General features: G+C 38.4%; 16 protein-coding genes and 1 riboswitch. Of the genes, 3 read left to right on the forward strand and 13 right to left on the reverse strand.

Features of this window, described 5'->3' with window-relative positions; genetic code table 11:
- The first annotated feature begins 159 nt into the window (after positions 1-159).
- Positions 160-1,125 carry an arsenic resistance protein gene (locus AC07YC_RS04355; RefSeq protein ID WP_494918483.1) on the forward strand — a complete coding sequence of 322 codons (966 nt, stop codon included), beginning with the start codon at positions 160-162 and terminating at the stop codon, positions 1,123-1,125.
- A gap of 448 nt (positions 1,126-1,573) precedes the next feature.
- Positions 1,574-3,052, forward strand: coding sequence for an Lsa family ABC-F type ribosomal protection protein (locus AC07YC_RS04360; protein ID WP_494918484.1), 1,479 nt, complete (start codon positions 1,574-1,576; stop codon positions 3,050-3,052).
- Positions 3,053-3,192: 140 nt separating this feature from the next.
- Here AC07YC_RS04360 and AC07YC_RS04365 read toward each other — a convergent pair whose 3' ends face one another.
- From AC07YC_RS04365 to paiA, 7 genes are all read right to left on the reverse strand, one after another.
- Entirely contained in the window at positions 3,193-4,017 is an 825-nt protein-coding gene (locus tag AC07YC_RS04365) for a sugar phosphate isomerase/epimerase family protein (RefSeq protein ID WP_494918485.1), read from the reverse strand.
- Positions 4,014-4,988 (reverse strand): DUF6005 family protein, encoded by a 975-nt coding sequence (locus tag AC07YC_RS04370; RefSeq protein WP_336634571.1) that lies wholly within the window; start codon positions 4,986-4,988, stop codon positions 4,014-4,016. Before AC07YC_RS04370 ends, AC07YC_RS04365 begins: the two co-directional genes overlap by 4 nt.
- Before the next feature lie 13 nt (positions 4,989-5,001).
- The gene (gene asbD / locus AC07YC_RS04375) at positions 5,002-5,259 is read right to left on the reverse strand and encodes a petrobactin biosynthesis protein AsbD (RefSeq protein ID WP_008177745.1); all 258 of its coding nucleotides are present in this window, start codon (positions 5,257-5,259) and stop codon (positions 5,002-5,004) included.
- Positions 5,256-6,488, reverse strand: coding sequence for an AMP-binding protein (locus AC07YC_RS04380; RefSeq protein WP_494918486.1), 1,233 nt, complete (start codon positions 6,486-6,488; stop codon positions 5,256-5,258). Before AC07YC_RS04380 ends, asbD begins: the two co-directional genes overlap by 4 nt.
- Positions 6,488-8,239 carry an IucA/IucC family protein gene (locus AC07YC_RS04385; RefSeq protein ID WP_494918487.1) on the reverse strand — a complete coding sequence of 584 codons (1,752 nt, stop codon included), beginning with the start codon at positions 8,237-8,239 and terminating at the stop codon, positions 6,488-6,490. The genes AC07YC_RS04380 and AC07YC_RS04385 overlap by 1 nt, the downstream gene beginning before the upstream one ends.
- Complete coding sequence (locus AC07YC_RS04390; protein ID WP_494918488.1) at positions 8,211-10,034, reverse strand: IucA/IucC family protein; 1,824 nt, start codon at positions 10,032-10,034, stop codon at positions 8,211-8,213. Before AC07YC_RS04390 ends, AC07YC_RS04385 begins: the two co-directional genes overlap by 29 nt.
- 476 nt (positions 10,035-10,510) lie before the next feature.
- Positions 10,511-11,029, reverse strand: coding sequence for a spermidine/spermine N(1)-acetyltransferase (gene paiA, locus AC07YC_RS04395; protein ID WP_426760946.1), 519 nt, complete (start codon positions 11,027-11,029; stop codon positions 10,511-10,513).
- 122 nt (positions 11,030-11,151) lie between these two features.
- Between paiA and AC07YC_RS04400 the strand changes: the two genes are divergently transcribed.
- Positions 11,152-11,784 carry a YczE/YyaS/YitT family protein gene (locus AC07YC_RS04400; protein ID WP_494918489.1) on the forward strand — a complete coding sequence of 211 codons (633 nt, stop codon included), beginning with the start codon at positions 11,152-11,154 and terminating at the stop codon, positions 11,782-11,784.
- Positions 11,785-11,901: 117 nt separating this feature from the next.
- Here AC07YC_RS04400 and AC07YC_RS04405 read toward each other — a convergent pair whose 3' ends face one another.
- The 6 genes from AC07YC_RS04405 to mmgD all read right to left on the reverse strand — a co-directional run bounded on the left by AC07YC_RS04405 (position 11,902) and on the right by mmgD (position 19,085).
- Positions 11,902-12,960, reverse strand: coding sequence for an enoyl-CoA hydratase/isomerase family protein (locus AC07YC_RS04405; RefSeq protein WP_494918490.1), 1,059 nt, complete (start codon positions 12,958-12,960; stop codon positions 11,902-11,904).
- A 14-nt stretch (positions 12,961-12,974) separates the two neighbouring features.
- Positions 12,975-13,760, reverse strand: a complete 786-nt coding sequence (locus AC07YC_RS04410) for an enoyl-CoA hydratase-related protein (protein WP_494918491.1) — start codon at positions 13,758-13,760, stop codon at positions 12,975-12,977.
- Positions 13,761-13,770: 10 nt separating this feature from the next.
- Complete coding sequence (locus tag AC07YC_RS04415) at positions 13,771-15,429, reverse strand: acyl-CoA dehydrogenase FadE (protein ID WP_494918492.1); 1,659 nt, start codon at positions 15,427-15,429, stop codon at positions 13,771-13,773.
- Positions 15,430-15,474: 45 nt separating this feature from the next.
- Positions 15,475-16,389, reverse strand: a complete 915-nt coding sequence (gene prpB / locus AC07YC_RS04420; protein ID WP_494918493.1) for a methylisocitrate lyase — start codon at positions 16,387-16,389, stop codon at positions 15,475-15,477.
- 42 nt (positions 16,390-16,431) lie between these two features.
- Positions 16,432-17,865: a bifunctional 2-methylcitrate dehydratase/aconitate hydratase gene (locus AC07YC_RS04425; RefSeq protein WP_494918494.1), complete on the reverse strand. Its 1,434-nt coding sequence runs from the start codon at positions 17,863-17,865 to the stop codon at positions 16,432-16,434.
- Between the two features lie 98 nt (positions 17,866-17,963).
- The gene (gene mmgD, locus AC07YC_RS04430) at positions 17,964-19,085 is read right to left on the reverse strand and encodes a citrate synthase (RefSeq protein ID WP_494918495.1); all 1,122 of its coding nucleotides are present in this window, start codon (positions 19,083-19,085) and stop codon (positions 17,964-17,966) included.
- A 189-nt stretch (positions 19,086-19,274) separates the two neighbouring features.
- Positions 19,275-19,469, reverse strand: a riboswitch (cobalamin riboswitch).
- Between the last annotated feature and the right edge of the window lie 142 nt (positions 19,470-19,611).

A 19,611-nucleotide genomic window follows, 5' to 3' on the forward strand; every position in this document is an offset into this window, starting at 1 on the left:
TCATCCATAAACTTTGAACTTCCATGTAGAAAATGAAGTCCTAGTATTTCTCCCCATCTATGGTGATTGAACAGAACTATAGTTCCAATCTCAAATTATATGGTACCCTAATAGAGGAATGTTTATCGGATAGTTATAATAAATAGGAGTAAAATTACAATGATTTCAAGAGAAACATTAGAAAAAAATCAAATTTCCCTGTATGTATTTGTTTTATTACTGGCAGGAGCTATAGGGTTATTTGCTCCTAATATAGGCACGCGCTTGGACTTTACCCTTTCTTTTGTTATTGCGCTATTAATGTACAGCATGTTTTCACAAATTCCTTTCAGCTCTTTAAATGAAGCTTTTGCTAATGGTCGTTTTTTGGGGGCATTGCTAACGGTCAACTATATAGCGGTACCAATGGTTGTATGGCTACTAACGTTATTTTTACCAAACCACCCACCTTTATTACTTGGTGTCTATTTGGTATTACTGACACCTTGTATTGATTATGTCATTGTTTTTACAGCACTCGGTGGTGGAAATGAAAAAGCTATGCTGATTTCGACACCTATTCTTTTCATTACACAAATGCTATTACTCCCTCTCTACTTGTGGATATTTATTGGACATGAAGCAGCGGAAATAGTTGAAGCGGGCCCTTTCCTAGAGGCATTTTTGGAGCTCATCGTCATCCCATTAGTCATCGCTATTATTGTTCAGCTACTTGCTAAAAAATCTGTAGTCGGTCATACAATCATTCAATTTTCTGCTTGGCTTCCAGTTCCCTTTATGGCATTGACGTTATTTGTTGTTGTCGCTTCACAAATCGGGAAATTATCGACATCCATTGATTTGATTGTTAAGGTCATTCCCGTTTACATGGCCTTTATGCTTATCATGCCATTTATTTCAAAATTTATTGGCAAACGATTTAAACTTGATCTTGCATCTGGTCGAGCTTTAATTTTTAGTGGTTCAACACGTAATTCGCTTGTCGTTCTACCCTTGGCCCTATCTTTACCAGATCCAATACATACAGTAGTGGCTGCTATTATCGTTACACAAACGATTGTCGAAATTATAGGAGAAATCATTTATATTCGTGTTGTGCCCCATCTATTGTTACGCGAACAATAGGCTGATTTGTAATTCAAGAAAAAATTTGGTACGATGAATATACAATTATGAGAGGACTGATGGATGAACAATGATGAACTAAACTATATTTTAAGTTGAAATCAATCACTTCAAACTACAAAATATAGGATTAGTCTGTCCATTTTTATCAATCAGTTTATACTTTTTTCGTCATTTTCCTATGGCAAAAAAGTCCTTTATCAATACCTGTAACCGACTAATCCTTCCAACGACAATTGGGGGGATTTTTTTATTCTCTCATAGTTACATCAAAATTCTAAAAAGGAGTGTGGAAAATGAGCGATTTAGACACAATTGTTACACATGTAAATCTCCGTATAAGTCGTTAATATCCATCCTACTTATGCGGAGACATGGATTCCAGATGGATATGCCGACTTTGTATAAAAGAAAGAATAAAGGATTCCTATACAAAGGAGGAGTTATCATGTCAATGATACAAGTTCAAAATTTAACATTTTCCTATCCAGGTAGCTTTGATTCAATTTTTGAAGGTGTTAACTTTCAATTAGATACGGATTGGAAACTAGGATTTATCGGTAGAAATGGTCGAGGGAAGTCAACATTCTTTCAGTTATTATTAGGGAAATATGAGTATAGTGGGAAAATTAATGCTTCAGTAGATTTTACTTATTTCCCCTACCCTGTTGCAGATCGGAACAAATATACGTATGAAATTTTCGAGGAGATTTGCCCGCAGGCAGAGGATTGGGAGTATCTTCGTGAAATATCGTATCTACATGTAGAAGCTGAGGTTATGTATCGCCCCTTTTATACATTATCGAACGGAGAACAAACGAAGGTTTTGCTTGCTGCCCTTTTCTTGACGGAGGGTCAATTTCTATTAATTGATGAGCCGACTAACCATCTAGATACAGATGCACGAAAAATTGTCGCTAACTATTTAAAGAAGAAAAAAGGATTTATTTTAATTTCGCATGACAGAACGTTTTTAGATGGCTGTGTGGACCATATCCTTTCCATCAATCGAGCCAATATTGACGTTCAAAGTGGGAACTATTCTTCATGGAAGTTAAATTTTGATAGACAGCAGGAACATGAGGAAGCAACAAACCATCGTCTACACAAGGACATTGAAAGATTAAAGCATTCCTCGAAGCGTTCGGCAGGCTGGTCCAATCAAGTTGAGGCTTCTAAAAATGGGACGACGAATTCTGGTTCTAAGCTAGATAAAGGCTTTGTCGGACATAAGGCAGCTAAGATGATGAAGAGAGCGAAGCATATTGAATCAAGACAGCAAAAAGCAATTGATGAAAAATCAAAATTGCTAAAAAATGTAGAAAAAACGGAGTCATTAAAACTAGAGCCATTGGCATTTCAGTCAAAGGAACTAATAACTTTGACTGATGTATCTGTTCGATATGATGACCACATGATTAATCAACCATTAAGCTTCAAAGTTGAACAAGGTGATCGTATTGTTCTTGATGGAAAAAATGGAAGCGGTAAAAGTAGTATTTTAAAACTTATTCATGGAAACGACATACAGCATACGGGTACCATCCATGTAGGCTCAGGTCTTATTATATCTTATGTTCAGCAGGATACTTCCCATTTGAAGGGATCATTATCTGATTTTATTGAAGAGCATGGGATTGATGAAACATTATTTAAATCCATCCTTCGTAAAATGGATTTTGATCGAATTCAATTTGAGAAGGATATTGCTCATTATTCAGGTGGGCAAAAGAAAAAACTTCTTATTGCCAAAAGCTTATGTGAGAAAGCTCATTTATATATTTGGGATGAACCATTAAACTTTATAGATATCTATTCCCGTCTACAAATTGAAGAGCTCATCCAGAGCTTTAATCCTACAATGGTGTTTGTAGAGCATGACCAAGTATTTCAGCAAACGGTGGCGACCAAAATTATTTCTATGTAGCTAAGTATGGAAGCTGAAAACTGATCGTTTGTAATCAGTTGCTTTCCAGACCTATCGCTTAGAATAATAAAGCAATATAAAAAAGAAATCCCAAGGAAAAGGTGACAACTGCTTTCCTTGGGATTCTCTATAGCCTTATACTAAATTTGCACTAGCTGTAAAGCCTTCTTTATATCCTGTATATCCTTTGTTAAAACATTCTTTACATTTGATCCAAACCATTCTAATGAAGCATCTATCTCCCCATTTGAATCTATTTCTGCTAGGAATTCACCGTAATCAATGGCCCCTTCAAATAATGGAACCATCCCTTCTCGAGTCCCTGATGCAGCATAGACATTGTGTGGAGCAAAAACATCCAGTTGTGTGCGAGAGGCAATATTTTTCAAGTGAAAATGTGAAATATAAGGACGAAGTTGCTTCATGGCGACAATTGGGTCCATCCCTGATTCCCATACATGTAAAACGTCAAAGTTAACTCGTAAGCTTGAGTGATTCGTTTCTTCGAGTAACTGAATGGTTGAGGGTAGATTATCTGTCAAAGTATTCGGATGAGTTTCAACAAGCAAGTATTGTCCTTTTGACTCGAGATAATCACAGATCAATTCAAGTCTGAAAGTAAGTTCTTCTCTTTCCTTCTTACTCGTTTCTAAGCTGCCCTGCTTGCCGACAAAAGTACGAATCTTGTTTGTTCCCCAGCGCTCTGCAAGTGCAGATAACCTCTCTGTTTCAGCCATCATTTCAGCAACCGGTGCCTCTAATGGTAAATAATCACTAAGCATACTCGTTTCCAAACCGAAGGATCTTAGCCAATCTGCTCCATAATGAAGATCATCTTCTAAGTTCTTTGCATGAACACCCCAAAGCTCAATACCATGAAAGCCTTGTGCTTTGGCAAAGTGAGCTAATTGATCTATTGAATGAAGATGGTGTCGAAACGAGATTGTACAAATAGATAGTTTCATAACGTGACCTCTTTCTTGTGCTGTAGTGTTAACCATGCTTGAAAGCATTCTTGTAATCCTTGCTTAATCTTGAACTCAAGTAGATTTTGTTCTTCTAGCTTCACATAAATATCTTCTATTAATAATGGATCATGCGTCATCGCAAGTTTCATCACTCGATATTGAACCGTTGTATAGCCCTTCACTAAACGCTCAATTTCATCACACCATATGTCAAAGCCTTCCTCAGCACGGCCAAGTGCTTCCCAAAAATATGCAAATGCATGCTCATATGCATATTTTCTTATCGCTATAACTGGCAATTGTTTTATGGCAGCCGGCAGTTTCGAGATACTTTCTTTGTCATTTTCTGCAGTATGCTCATTAATTATTTCAGCAATGGCATCTGTCAATGGATTACGCTGAAGCTTGATACATGTATGAAAATAGGCCTCAACTGTCTCTGTAGTTGGAGCAATGATTGTCTCGGAATCAAAATAATAACCTCCTCCGACAGTTGGCTCTTGGATGGCAGCTATAATTCTTTCCTTCGGTAATACCCCCTCCCAGCGAAAATCAGGGTCATACATAAACCACTCTTCTTCATTTTCTGTCGATTCTAGCATCACATAATGAGGGAATGGACTTTGATGAAATTTATTCTCTCGCTCTGGAAGCTTTGATAAATCTAACATCACCATTACATGTTGCTGGGGAGATTTATGCTCTATTAACGCTAGTAGCTTATTTATATTTTCGTGTTTTGTTTGATTTTCGTCATACCATTTGTGAAGCTTAATTCCATAAAGCATTTCATACCATGTTTGAAAGAAATCATGATCAATTTCATCAGAGTGGTATGTAAGCACACCATTATCAAGCACATCGAAATCCGCATCCCATACCCCAAAATAATAAGGCCTATGATCGACGCCTTTGGTCTTCTTAATAACCTCACAAACACAGCTTACAAAACAATGAACTTTTATCATTTTTAGCCTCCGATTATTCTACCTTTTGCTGTTTTTCTAAGAAGTTTGCTAGTGTCCCTACTGTTTTGAAATCTTTAGGAACAAGCACCTCATCAGGAATGGCAATGCCAAGGTCCAACTCTATATGAAGAATGAGTTGAAGGACCATAATGGAATCCATATACAAATCCTCATTTAATCGGGCATCTTCATTAAAAGAAGACAATGTCTGCAACTCTAATGAATTTTCCATAATATCATAGATGCTCTTGATCAGTTGTTGCCGTGTCATATGGGTATGCCTCCAAGTTTTTTTCTACTTATTTTTCCATTAGGTAGCTTTTCGATTTCATGAACAAACACGAACTCCACCGGAATTTGATGTGGAGCAAGAAATTTCCGACACCACTTTCTTAGTTCTATTTGATCGATCGGTTCAGCAGACACATAGAGTGCGCAAACTCGCTCTCCTGATAAATGGTCTTGTTTCTTATATACGACTGCTTCGATTATTCTTGGCTCATCCATTAACACGTTTTCCACTTCTTGGGGATACACATTCAAGCCCGCTACATTAATCGTGTCATCGATTCTTGCAAGAAAAGAAAGAATATTATTGTCTAGATAGCCAAGATCTTTCGTATAGATTGTTTGTGTAGATGTTTCAATGATAATCTCACTTGGTGTTTGTTTGTCACCAGCTGTCACCTTCACATGAGGAAGAGGATAGCCCATTTCTTTCGGATCTTCCACATTAGGGTGAATCGCAACACAGCCTGATTCGGAGCATCCATACTGCTGAAGGACTTGGTTAGATTTCTCTCGTAATGATGTTAACCAGCTATGTGGCATCACAGTCCCTGACGTCATCACACGATCAAATTGTTGATCACTCGGTAATAATCGACTTAATGTATAAAGTAATGCTGGGGCTCCATAGAGTATGTGCTGAGGATATTCTTTTAGCTTTTTCAACATATATTTAGGATTATTATTCGTAATAATAACCGGCTTTGCTCCTCTTCTTATACAAGCAAGGACACCACAAATAAAACCATAAGAGTGAGTAACTGGGCAAGCAACAATAGAATTTGTCAAGGAATCAACAGGTAATGTCTGAACATAGCTTTCAATCTCCTCGTCCACTGAGCTCCACGTTCGTTCAATGCATTTCGGATCTCCTGTTGTACCAGAGCTCATTTGAACTAATACCCCTTCTTGGTTATTGGAAAGATTGGATAATTCGATAAAATCATCAATGGATTGGAACAATAATAGATGACTACCCGCTGTCGAAGCGATTCTTATGGCCCCCTCTTTGGGCGTCGCTGGATGGATTGGGACAACTGACCCTCCTTTTTCACGAATGAATAAACAAAGAGCTATATATTGGAAAATATCATCCGTACAAATTGCTAATCTCCGATTGTTACATTCCTTTAGATGAGGTAAACGTTCATATATATCAAACTGTTTTTCAATATCTTCTACTGTATAAAATTGATCATTGACATAAAACATCATGATTTCCCCTTTTCATTCACTTGTGCCAACGCATTGTTGACGATATGGCGAAAATTACCTTCTTCTTGATTTTGCACTTTCTTTTTTAGTAAGGATTCAACATAAATAGGTGTGCTAGTATGCTGAAGCTGTTCATTTCTTGCCTGGAAAGATGGAAAGCGTTCAAAGTGCTTCTGTATGCCGCCCTTAATTTGATTCCAAAAGCGTTTTTCTTCATATCCATATTGCTCTTCTAGCAAATTAGATAGCTCACTTAAATGAAACACGAATAGTGTATCCATCGCTAACTCACGTAAAGCCTCTACAGAAGACATCCAATAATAATGATCGGCAGGTGCATCTTTAAATCGGTCATGGATCATTCCAAAATCGGGAATGAGGTTTTGATCTGCTATGAATTCTTCCGTATATTCGATACTGTCATGGAAATCTCTCAGTACAACCCGAGTCGGCCACCCATTTTCATGCAATAAAATCATATTTTGCGCATGGGCCTCCACTGCAATTCCGTGAGCGACAAGTAGGTGCCATACTGGAATAACACTCACTTCAATCAAGCGTTTTATCCACGCCTCCGTTCCATATCGGCATAGCCAATCATCAATAAACGGACGACCATCTAACTCCATCATCATGAGTACCGTAAAGGGTACTGCTTCCTCTTCCTCCTTCATATACACACGCACACTTTCCCGCCATATGGTGCCAAGCTGACCTTCTAATTTACTACTATGCTTTGTGGCATGCGGTTCAAAAATAATGCCTGCATATTCTTCCAGGACAATAACAGTCTTTTGCAAATAGTCATCTGCTTGAAGTACCTGTTTAAGCCATGCAGAAATATGAGGAGCAGCACAAACAGCATGAGCATGTAACTTTCGTAATGAAGAGGTATTCACCATATTCATTGAGCATTTTAATTGCGCCTTTTGGGGATGTGAGGAATTCCATAATGTACGCACTGATTGAGTTGCCCTATAGTAATCTCCATTCACATCTAAAGGTATGAAATCTCTTTGTTCCATTAATTCAGCAAGCTCCTGTTTCATAGTACGCCATTGCCATGGATGAACAGGTAAGAACGTATAGTTTTCGAATGTGACATTGAAACTCGCAAGCTTGCTAAGAAGGTCGTCCCACAGTAAATGCCCTAGCTCTCTTTTCCAAAAGGTCTCTTCTTCTTCAAGAACAGCGATTCGTACATAGCATCTTCTCACTGCCACCCATTGAAGGGTGAATGATTGCTTTCCTTCAGGGCCATAGTCTATATGGTCGTCAATCGTAAAACCAGTTCTAGATTTAAAACAGGGATGATACGGATGTCCTTCCATAATTTCAGATTCTAATTCCTCATAGCTTGAATGTCTTCTCGATATCGGCATTTGGAGATGTCTATCATTCCAATCGCAAAGATTACTCGTTAAATGAAGCTCCTTCAGTAACCGAACTTTATCTTGACGACTCGTCAGTAATTCATCGACTAGTTCCTCAAATGTTGCCTCCTGTAACGTCTCATCCTTGCTTACTAGAAAAATATGATCTCCCTTTATTCGGATGCGATCAAATGCCATTCTTCTTCCCTCACAGCGAAAGGTGTATGTCTGTCCAATAAGAGTAAAAATTGAAGTCCATTGATCCAAATGTGTTTCTTCATAGTTGATTAGTCCCTCAAAGATCATCGCTTCTACAAGCTGCCGTCTAACACGTAGCTCTCCTCTTTTAGAAGCTAAAGGCTGTAGCTGCTGCATAATCTGCCTCCTCATACTGGCGAACAAATGGGTTTGGAATTTTCGTATATACGGCTTGTTCAAGTTCAGCTTCAAGTTCATCTACATCATGAAACCTTGTTAAAAGGTTTGCTTTGAAGGCAAGCTCTTCTTGATTTAGAATGTTCTGAACAAATACCTTCCCGAAACCTGTCAATTCGTTTTCTAATAAGTGCAGTTGTTCGATAGACCACTTCAAAAGAACATTTTCGTTAATAAGCTGATCCGCTCCAAATCGAGAAATAACAGGAAACAGTTGATTCATAAATAAATAATACGTAAATCTATCTTGAATAAGAGCATCTTCGTAAAACAGCTCTTCTGTTTCATGTAAAGATGGCTCTATTGCAAGAAGTACATCTTTATAGGCTTTTGATAAGTAATAACCTTGGTTATCGCGATAATAATATGTGGTTGGATAACCGGAAGAGATGTTTAATAGACTGTTTTGCTGATGGGCTTCGAGAGCGATCCCATGCTCATCATATAATCTTAATAAGGGTTCAATCGCACATGTCCAATAATCTTTAAACCAATCTAAACTGACACTCTCTAATGACCGGCGTTCAGATTGAGCAATTTTCATGATGAGCTGACATAGCTTTGATTTTTCTTCTAGCAGGGGCTCTTGCACAAGCGTAGCGATCATGCAGATTCCTTCATCTTGACCTGTAGGAAATACATTTGAGCGAAAAATAACCTCAAACCCTGATTCCGTCTGGTTTGGAAACTCGACAGTCATATAAGCAGGGTCATGAATCATCTGAAAGGATGGATGATTTTCTAAAAAATCTATTTTATTCATTAATCGAGCCATAGCAATCCCAGCTTTAAGTTCGTGAGTTCTATTGACCCTCAATGAATTTGTTATTTTGACAGGGATTGAAAACTTATACATCATTTCTTCCTGTGAGTTATAAACCGTTCTGATTGAAGAGGTTGCTGTATAAAAAGCGCCTAGTGCACCCTCGTATTGTATGAATCCTTCAGTAATCGCCTTTTTTACATATTGTTGCTGTAGAAGCCATTGTGCTTGTAGTGGGTGGACAGGAATGAAACAATCCTTCACTGACGCAACAAAATTAGGCTGTGATGTTAGTAACGATTGAACAATGTGATCACTCGCACTTTTTTCTAATACGGAGGCCTCCTTCACCATTTTACGGTCGACACGAAAATAGTGAAGTTGGAAAGAACCTTGTAACTCTGGAGCAAAACTGGTTTGTTGCCAATCTGCCATCCCTTGTCTACTTTTGGGTGTTGGATGAAGCCAATGACCGAGTAAGAGAGACTGCTCCGCTTCAATAAACGTACCGCTAGCTCCAGGTTGCTTATCACCTTCCAAACTCTTTTCAATATAATTGGCCATCGTTTGATAGCTCTCAATTATGCGAAGAATGAGTTCGTCAAAATGGGAAGAAAGATTAAGACTGCTATCCCTCTTAGCCATCCAATGTAGTTCCTGAATGAGCGTAATAAGGATCGATAATTTATCCTCGACAAGCCATTGTTTCTGTTTGGTACAATACTTCAACGGCGTACCAATTACCTGTCTTCCGACAAGAGATTTATATTCCACACCAAAGGCAAAACGAATGTTTTGTCTTGGTAACTCAAGCTCAAATATATGTGCCTCCGTAATCAGTGCTGATAGTCGTTGTTCTTTAATCCACTCCTCCTTTTTGACCCAATGCCCGCTTCTCACCTCTCGTATATAACAATTTATAAACGCCTGAAACGTTGCATTTTCTGCAATCTGCTTAGCAATCTGTTGCATGAAATAAACCAATCCTTTCACAGAGCCTTTTTACTATTAATTGATAATCATTATCACTCATTGTTAAAAAAATGAGTCTCCCTTATTAGAAAGACTGAGAAGTAAATGGAAACATTATTGAATACAATTGATAATGATTATCGTTTTCAATAATAATTACATATTATAGGTAATTTGGAAATGACTCAACTGTCTAAAGACCTATATGGCAATATAAACCATCGAAATAGGTAAAAGTATAGAAAATTACGTCGTTTTTTGTACCAGCAATAAAAAATTATTACTAATTAAAGGGTTTTAATGATAAAATATTACAAAGAAATAGAAAGAAGAGCTTCATTTCGGAATGGTTCTTATGGCTTGAATGTTTTTATTTTTACGAGCGATGGTATCTAGATGTTCATGCAGAAAAATATTAAGTATGTATAGAAAAATGGCAGAAATGTTGCGATATCAACGTTTCTGCCATTTAAAATTTAAATGAGTGTTTTTGTCATAATTAAATCTATTTGTTCTTCCTCACCCATGAAAAAGCTGTGCGCTCCAGTTTGAACAAAGCCTATTTTTTTATAAAAGCCAATGGCATTGTCATTTTTATCCCAAACCCCTAACCAGATGCTACTTTTATTTTGGGCTTCAGCTAATTCGATAGCCTTGTTCATCAGATATTTGCCAAGACCTCTTCCTTGAAATGACTGCCGAATATAAATACGCTCAATTTCAAGGGACTCGTTCCCCATTTGTTCGGATTGAGCATCATTGACATTCACCTTTAAGTAACCCGCAATGACATCATTGTCATAAATTAAATAGAATTCTGAAGCTTCATTACATAATTCCTTTTCCAGCCGATCCTCTGTAAATGCTTTTTCCAAGTAAGCAGTCATATTTTCAGGTGAATTCTGATCTTTAAAGGTATCATTAAATGTTTCAATACTCACCTCTTGGAGTTTTTTTAAATCACCTAAGCTACATTTTGCTAATTTGATTGACATTGATTACACTCCTTTAAAACTCTTTATAGATTTTATATTGCAAATGCAACAAAAAGAGTATATATTGAATGTAACTTAATTTTGTTGTATATGCAATAAAAATATGAAGGGAGGTTGTAAAAGTGAAATATGTTTTTTATGTCATAGGCATTTTTATCTTAACGCTGGGCATTTCTTTAACTATTCAATCCAATCTAGGTACTTCCCCTTTCGATGCTCTTTTAGTAGGACTATCTAAAAATATAGGGCTGACAGTTGGTAGCTGGGAAATTATATTGGCCATTATTTTAATAGGCTGTAATGCTATCCTAACTAAACAAAGTCCCGAATTTTTGGGCTTTATTACAGCTTTTATTACGGGAATTGGGATTGATATGTGGTTATCTTTGTTACACAATGAGTTAACACCTGTAGCTTGGTATAGTCAAGTTGTTTGTTTTGGTGTTGGTTTAGTTGTAATTGGGTTAGGGACTGCCACCTATTTACATACGAATTTTGCACCGATTCCTGTTGACCGATTAACCTTAATAATTAAAGAGCTAACGAAAAGGAGCATCTTTTTTGCAAGAACGACTATTTATATCCTGTTTTTAGTGCTGGCGTTAATAGTGAAAGGCCCAATTGGCTTTGGCACAATCATAACGGTTTTTTTGGGTGGGTTCATCCTCCACTTCTTTATGCCGATTACTGGTAGAATACTAGATAACATCCTACACCGCTCTACTCCATCTGAAAATGAAGAGCTCAAAAGCTAGTATTCTTGTTTTGAATAGGGGAATGTCATTTGATAATTTTTTTTTGCCTAGTAGCTGGCAGTTCCCCCATTTCTTTCATAAAAAAATCCTGCTACTAACAGGATTTTTCAACGACATCTATAATGTTACACTGTTTTCTTGAAAAAACTTTTTCTTATCCTCTTCTGTGAATTCTTCTAATGATTGATAGGTATAATGAGGATTTCGATCCTTATCAATGACAACGGAGCGCACACCTTCATAGAAATCCCTATGTCTTAAAAAGTTTCTTGCCAAAATGAAATCAGTCTTAAAGCATACTTCTACTGTTTTTTCACGAGCGTCAATAAGCTGCTGTAACGTAATTTTTAAAGAGGAGGGTGATTTCGACAGAAGCAAGTGCTTCGTGTCACGGGCAAATTCGCTTTGGTCTTGGTCTAAGGATTGTATGATTTCCTCTACTGTATGTTTTGAAAAATGGTGGTTTATTACTGTTTGAAGCTTCTCAAGTTCACTGTTCGCGGCTGGCTTACTAGAATATTTCTTTATTAGTTGGGTTAAGATTGCGTTTATATTGTTAGAATGCCAGTCCGTCTGTTTTACACTTTGAAGGAAATCAAATAGCTTATCACTCGTCATATAATGATCTGCCCCTTTAGCAAAAAGGACGTCTGCTGCTTTAATAGTAGACGCAGTTAATGCTAGGTAGTAACCAATAGAACCTGGCGCTTTGTTTAAGAAATAGCCCGCTCCAACGTCTGGAAAAAAGCCAATATTCATTTCCGGCATCGCCCATTTAGTCCGCTCTGTAACGATTCGGTGGCTTGCACCATAGGTTAAACCGACTCCACCTCCCATAACAATGCCATCAAGACAAGCAATAATGGGTTTAGGATAATGATAGATTGCCAAATCCACTTCATATTCTACTTCGAAAAAGTTTTCAGCCCCTTGTAATGCATCTTGACTGGATTGTGCTTGATAAAGTGTTTTGATGTCACCCCCAGCGCAAAATCCCTTCTCCCCAGCCCCTTGTAGTACAATAAGACAGATTTCATCATTCGCTTCCCATTCTTTTAATTTTTCTCTAATAGGGTTAAGCATGTCCGTGGAAAGAGAATTTAAAGCTTTAGGGCGATTCAATGTAATGGTTGCCGCTCCTCCATCTTCGACCGAAAATAGGACTTCATTTGCCATGTTGGACCCCTCCTTTAACAATGTTTAAAGTGTGGCTGTCTTTTTTCAATAAATGCCTGCACACCCTCTTTAGCATCATTTGTTAACAATAGCTCAGCAAAACGCGTTCGTTCAAGCTCTAGTCCTTGTTGTAAATTAACCCTCATGCTTTGAATTACACATTCAATTGTACGAGAGACACTTGTCATACTTTTACCCTCAACAAAGGACTGCGCAACAGTCTTAGCCGTCATCAAAAGTTCCTTAGGTTCTATTACTAGTTGGATAATACCGAGCTCTAACGCCTCGTCTGCATTCAATTGTTTACTTGTTAAAATTAATTGGAGCGCCGTTGCTTGATTTGTTATTCTGCTAAGTCGTTGAGTCCCCCCGAATGTAGGAAGTAGCCCAAGCTTTAATTCGGGTAAGCCGAGAATGGCTTGATTCGAAGCAATTCGGAAATGACATGCTAACGCTAGTTCGAGTCCTCCCCCAAGGGCAGGTCCATTAATGGCGGCAATAACTGGTTTCTTCATGGCTTCTACTTCATCGCATAGCGCTTGCCCTGCTTGAGCCATTTGCAATGCTTTTTCCTGTTGGCCAAAGGCTGAAACAAACTCCTTTATATCAGCCCCAGCGACAAAAAATCGGCCAGTACCTGTAATAATAATGGCACTTGTATCTTCATCCTCCGCTAGCTCTTGGAAAATACGACGCAGGTTTTCAATAGAGGCTGACGACAAAGTGTTTGCAGGTGGATGATCTAAATGAATAATAGCAATAGACTCCTCTTTCGTAACGTTTGCCAATGTATTAATCATGTTGCTCCTCCTAACTAATCATTTTTGGGTTGTCAATGAATGTTCTCGCAAGTACCCTTTTTTTCATAAATAGATTTTGCTGTAGTGTAATATTTAACTGTCGAATACTATTTAGCAAGCTTACTCGTTTTTGCTCATTGCTTTCAGCGGCCGTAATTATAGTAATCGCACTTTCTTCTATTTTGCGGTAACCCTCCTGGCATAATATGTCTGTCATCAATTGTTTTGTTTGCTCATGTACAGCTTTTTTCGACCTCAACCAAGCAGATTCCATGACATAGCTTTCCATGGCTATATCCGCCAACAAACGCATAAATTCTTGCTCCTGCTCGAGTTGAATCTGTGCATTCGTAATGACTGTAATTGCAAGTTGCATCAAATGCTTGGAGAGAAGGATATAATGGTGATTATTTTCTAATGGCTGACCGTGCATAAAATCATCTGCTATCGCGGTTGTTTGTATATTTTTTTTCCACAGCATTTTTGCCAATGTGAGGCGATTGATTTCATTTGTCCCTTCGAAAATACGGCTAATTCTTGCGTCCCGATACAAACGTTCCACATCATAATCTTGCATATAACCATATCCGCCATGTATTTGGACAGCTTCATCAGCAATTTTTCCAAGTGCTTCGGAACAATGTACTTTATGGAGTGCGCATTCGAGTGCAAATCCGGATATTTTCTGAACCACCGTTTCCTTACTTCCTGATGCAATAGCCTCATCCATTTTTCCAGCCGTTCGGTATGCAGCACTTTCTGCTCCATAAATCAAAACGGCCATGTCAGCAAGTTTTTCCTGTATCATTGTAAAATCAACGATAGATCGTTCAAATTGTCTCCGTCCCTTTCCGTAATTGACTGCTAATTGAAATGCCTGTTTGGCCGTTCCTATATTGGAAAAGGCAAGCTTTAGACGAGCCATATTCAAGATGTTCATAGCGACGATATGCCCTTTGCCAACCTCACCAAGAACATGATCGATTGGCACCATAACGTCTTCTAAAATGAGCGTTGCCGTTGAAGAGCCTTTAATGCCCATTTTCTCCTCTTCCTGACCTACAGATACCCCTTTAAAGGAACGTTCGACAATCAACGCAGTCATTCCATTATGCGTCTGGGCAAAAACAACGAAGACGTCTGCTAGCTGAGCATTCGTAATCCATTGCTTTTCTCCGTTTACTATCCATGCTGTACCATCCTCTGTTAATCTAGCATTCGTTTTGGGGCGCAGTGCATCAGAGCCTGCATCGGACTCTGTAAGGGCATAGGCACCAATCCATTCTCCAGATGCAAGCTTTGGTAAGTACCTCCGCTTTTGCTCCTCATTGCCAAAATAGACATAGGGTAATGTGCCCACCCCAGCATGGATATTGTAGGATACGCTGAAAGAGCCCCCAAAGCCCATTTTCTCTGCTACAAGACCGGAAATTGTTTTATTGAGCTCGAGTCCTCCATAGGCCTCGGGAATTTCAATAGCCAGTAAACCAAGATCACCTGCTTTTTGAAATAGTTGACGAGTAATCGCATATTGTTGCTGTTCAATAGATGAAATATTCGGTGAGACATCCTGTTTAATGAAGAGCTCAGCAGTTTTTGCAATGAGCTCTTCTTCATCATGAAAATCCTCAGGTGTAAAGATCGTCATATTGTCTTCTAGTTGATCCATATGAGTCCTCCTTGAAAGAAAGTACAGAAAAGCTATTCACCTCTCCTACTTTATTTCCTCCTTAGGTAAGATGGTTTTCGCTAATTCACGATCTAAATCCTCGAATTGATAGTAGGAAATCGTTTCATATAATTCGCTTCTTGTTTGCATATCCTCAATTGCTTCTTGTTGTGTTCCCGTATTTTTTATTAATTCAAACACACGCTCGTATGCTTTCGCTGCAACTCTCATAGACGTAACAGGATAAATGACCATCGAGTAGCCCATTTTTTCAAATTCCTTAGCGGTATAATAAGGAGTTTGACCGAATTCAGTCATATTGGCTAATAAGGGTGCATCTAACTCATGGGCAAATTGTTTAAACTCTTTGTCAGTTTGTAATGCCTCTGGAAAAATAGCATCTGCCCCAGCAGCAACATATGCTTTGGCTCTTAGAATAGCCTGCTCTAAGCCTTCAACAGACCTTGCATCCGTGCGAGCAATAATTACTAATGTAGGGGCTAGTTGTTTAATCGTTTTTATTTTTTGTATCATTTCCTCAATTGAAATAAGAGTTTTGCCATTTAAATGTCCACATTTTTTAGGAAGATTTTGGTCCTCTAGCTGTACGGCAGCAACCCCTGCCTCTACCATTTCACGAGCAGTACGGGCAACATTTAATACACCACCAAAGCCCGTATCAATATCCACTAGCATAGGTAAATTAGTAGCCCGAATAATATCACTAGCACGCTGAGCGAGTTCATTTGAATAAATCATTCCTAAGTCTGGTAGGCCTCTACTCGCTGTATAAGCGGCACCCGAAAGATACAATGCCTCAAAGCCAACTTTTTTAGCCATTAAACCAGCCATCGCATCATGTGCTCCTGGTATTTGCAAAATAGATGAACGAGCAATAAGAGCTTTAAATTGTTCAGCTAATTGTTTTTGTGTCTTCGCTTCTTGGACAATCCACGCCATTTTTAAAAACCTCCTCTTTATTGCATTTGTAATCCTTTTAAATTAAATAAATAGATTAATAAATTCATGGACAGCAATTTGTTCAAGCAGCTCTTTATTTGCACAAACCTCATTTATGGTATCGAGTTGTTTTTGAGAATAATGCGTACGAATGTTTTGCTGGAATTTATTAATGATCTGAGGGAATGCTTCCTCACGGCGGAAACGATGCCCTAAAGGATATTCACACTCAATTTGCTCGGATGATGTACCATCTTTGTAATAAACTTGAACAGCATTCGCAATGGATCGTTTATCAGGGTCTAAATAGTCGATTGTATATTGGCTTTTTTCCGCGACAACCATTTTATGTCGCAAGTCATCAATGCGCGGGTCTACAGCCACCTCATCTTCGTAGTGATCTGCTGTAATGTCACCATAAATAAGACCAATAGCTGTAATGTATTGAAGGCAGTGATCACGATCAGCAGGATTATGAAGTGGCCCTTCTTTATCGATAATTCGTATGGCTGATTCATGCGTCGTAATGTCAATGCGGTCAATTTCAGCTAGGCGATTTTTTACTTCAGGATGTAAATGAATAGCACATTCTGCAGCCGTTTGAGCATGAAATTCTGCAGGGTAAGACACTTTAAAGAGGACATTTTCCATAACATAAGATGCAAGTGGTCTCGCAAGCTTTAATGCTTGCTTATTAAAGAGCACATCTTGGAATCCCCAGCCTGGTGCAGACAATGCAGTTGCATAGCCCATTTCTCCCTTCACAGCCATCATTGCTAGTTGTACGGCCCTGCTTGTAGCATCGCCAGCAGCCCATGATTTTCTAGAGCCCGTATTAGGAGCATGTCGATAGGTTCTTAAACTTGAATTATCAATCCAAGCATTTGATAAGGCATTGACAATTTCTTGATGAGTGCCACCTAAAGCCTTTGTTACTACAGCTGTTGTCGCTATTTTGACAAATAAGACGTGATCTAAGCCAACACGATTTAAGCTATTTTCGAGTGCAAGTATTCCTTGTATTTCATGAGCTTGAATCATCATTTCTAAAACGTCTTTTATTTGGAGAGGTTCTTGCCCTTCCGCAACACGTACACGACTCAAATAATCGGCTACAGCTAAAATACCACCTAGATTATCAGAAGGATGCCCCCATTCTGCTGCCAACCAAGTATCGTTATAATCCAACCAACGGATCATACAACCGATATTAAAGGCACCTTTTACTGGATCGAGGACATAGGATGTTCCTGGAATACGGGTACCATTTGGAACGACTGTACCTGGCACTACAGGACCTAGAAGTTTTCTACATTCAGGATATTGTAAAGCTAAAATGCCACAACCTAACGTATCCAATAAAACATATCGAGCCGTTTCGTAAGCTTCTTCGCTCGTAATCTTTGTGTTTAATACGTAATCCGCAATATCAATAAGAAGCTGGTCTGTCATCGTTTTTTCATTCGTTTTAATCATCTATATCTTCCTTTCAAGGTATGAATTTGATATACTAGTATGCTGATGGGCATTGGTCAGAATGTCCATCAGCTCTATGGCGAGTTGTTAAAACTTGATTATACCGACAATTCTTCAAGGTTATGACGCTCGCCTATATAATGAACACGAGGTCTAAATAATCGATTATTGTCATGTTGTTCGATCACATGTGCACATAAACCGATCGTTCGAGAGCTAAAGAAAATAGGCGTATATAATTCAATTGGTAAGCCCAGCATGTAGTACACTGGCGCAGCGTAATAATCTAAATTTGGATACAGGCCTTTTTCCTCCACCATCACTTTTTCACCAGCTTCACACATGTGATATAAGCGGTCATCCCCTTGCTCCAAGCATAATTTATATAAAGCTTCTTTCATGATCTGCGCTCTTGGGTCCATTTTTTTCATATAGACCCGATGGCCAAAGCCCATTATTTTTTCTTTATTTTTGAGCTTGTTTTTCAGCATCGCTTCAAAGCCTTCCACAGTCTTAGCTTCAAGCAGCATATACATGACTGCCTCGTTCGCCCCACCATGCAAATTTCCTTTCAATGATGCGACGGCACCAGTTAGAGCACCATACAGGTCAGATTGTGTGGAGGCAATAACACGAGCAGCAAAGGTCGAATTCGGCATTTCATGTTCACTATATAAAACAAGTGATTGGTCAAAAATTTCCTCTTCTAATGGTGTTGGTTTTCTTCCAGTAATCATGTAATAAAAATTAGCACTATATGAAAGCTCACTATCCGGTTCTACTACCTCTTGACCATTTAATACACGGTAGCTATTCGCAACGATGTTGGGCATGCCACCTAAAAGTCGATATGCTCGAGTTACATTTCTTTCAGTCGATCGATCATTGATGTGCTGATCATACCCTGCTAACGCTGAAATTCCCGTTCTAAGGCCGTCCATAGCATGTGTCCCATTTGGTAATAAGTTGAAAATTTGAACAAGCTCTTGCGGAACGTGATAGTTTTCTTTCAATCTATCCTGTAAGTCAGCTTGTTGCTCAGTAGTTGGTAGGTTTCCTTGCAATAATAAATGGACAATATCTAAATAGGAATATCGCTGAGATAGTTCAATCAAATCATAGCCTCGTATAACAATTTGGCTTCCTACTACGTCTAAGAAAGACAGTTTTGTTTCCGCAGCAATAACTCCATCAAGACCTGGTGAATACGTTAACTCCATGGATTACAACCCCTTTGTTTAATCATTCTTGTAAGCGTTACCATTCAAACTCGAAAGAACAACAAAAAACAACTTCTACCCCTTTAGAAGTTGTTAATCTACAAAAGTATGACAGAACAAAAAGCAGTGAACTGACATCCATTCACAATCATCATACAGTAGCTAACACCTCCCTATCCTCGTAGGTCAATTGATGCTTATTTAGCGGCAGGTCTCCTGACTTATCATCAACATTCCTATAACACCTTCCCGTTTTGATGAACAAAACAGTGGCCTCGTTATGGAACTCCTACATACAGTTGCGGGACAGTGTTGGACTCACACCAACTTCCCTTTTAATCAAATGGAATCAAACCCATTTGAACCACCAAAATTTAGCATATTCAATTTGTCTATTTACCTTAACATAGAGGTTTCCAAACAATCAATATAGGTAAAATTCAGAAAAGACTGATTATAAAAAGCTATTTTTCATTTTTGACGAACTATTCTGCATATTTAAGCATTATTTCGCTCAAAAAAATAT

Source organism: Lysinibacillus sp. GW247-5R2A, from assembly GCF_059424475.1.

Excerpts from the sequence above, each read along its gene's own strand:
- AC07YC_RS04355 (WP_494918483.1), top strand. The coding sequence starts at position 160 with ATGATTTCAAGAGAAACATTAGAAAAAAATCAAATTTCCCTGTATGTA.
- AC07YC_RS04360 (WP_494918484.1), top strand. The coding sequence starts at position 1,574 with ATGTCAATGATACAAGTTCAAAATTTAACATTTTCCTATCCAGGTAGC.
- AC07YC_RS04365 (WP_494918485.1), bottom strand. The coding sequence starts at position 4,017 with ATGAAACTATCTATTTGTACAATCTCGTTTCGACACCATCTTCATTCA.
- AC07YC_RS04370 (WP_336634571.1), bottom strand. The coding sequence starts at position 4,988 with ATGATAAAAGTTCATTGTTTTGTAAGCTGTGTTTGTGAGGTTATTAAG.
- asbD (WP_008177745.1), bottom strand. The coding sequence starts at position 5,259 with ATGACACGGCAACAACTGATCAAGAGCATCTATGATATTATGGAAAAT.
- AC07YC_RS04380 (WP_494918486.1), bottom strand. The coding sequence starts at position 6,488 with ATGTTTTATGTCAATGATCAATTTTATACAGTAGAAGATATTGAAAAA.
- AC07YC_RS04385 (WP_494918487.1), bottom strand. The coding sequence starts at position 8,239 with ATGCAGCAGCTACAGCCTTTAGCTTCTAAAAGAGGAGAGCTACGTGTT.
- AC07YC_RS04390 (WP_494918488.1), bottom strand. The coding sequence starts at position 10,034 with ATGCAACAGATTGCTAAGCAGATTGCAGAAAATGCAACGTTTCAGGCG.
- paiA (WP_426760946.1), bottom strand. The coding sequence starts at position 11,029 with ATGTCAATCAAATTAGCAAAATGTAGCTTAGGTGATTTAAAAAAACTC.
- AC07YC_RS04405 (WP_494918490.1), bottom strand. The coding sequence starts at position 12,960 with ATGGCAAATGAAGTCCTATTTTCGGTCGAAGATGGAGGAGCGGCAACC.
- AC07YC_RS04410 (WP_494918491.1), bottom strand. The coding sequence starts at position 13,760 with ATGATTAATACATTGGCAAACGTTACGAAAGAGGAGTCTATTGCTATT.
- AC07YC_RS04415 (WP_494918492.1), bottom strand. The coding sequence starts at position 15,429 with ATGGATCAACTAGAAGACAATATGACGATCTTTACACCTGAGGATTTT.
- prpB (WP_494918493.1), bottom strand. The coding sequence starts at position 16,389 with ATGGCGTGGATTGTCCAAGAAGCGAAGACACAAAAACAATTAGCTGAA.
- AC07YC_RS04425 (WP_494918494.1), bottom strand. The coding sequence starts at position 17,865 with ATGATTAAAACGAATGAAAAAACGATGACAGACCAGCTTCTTATTGAT.
- mmgD (WP_494918495.1), bottom strand. The coding sequence starts at position 19,085 with ATGGAGTTAACGTATTCACCAGGTCTTGATGGAGTTATTGCTGCGGAA.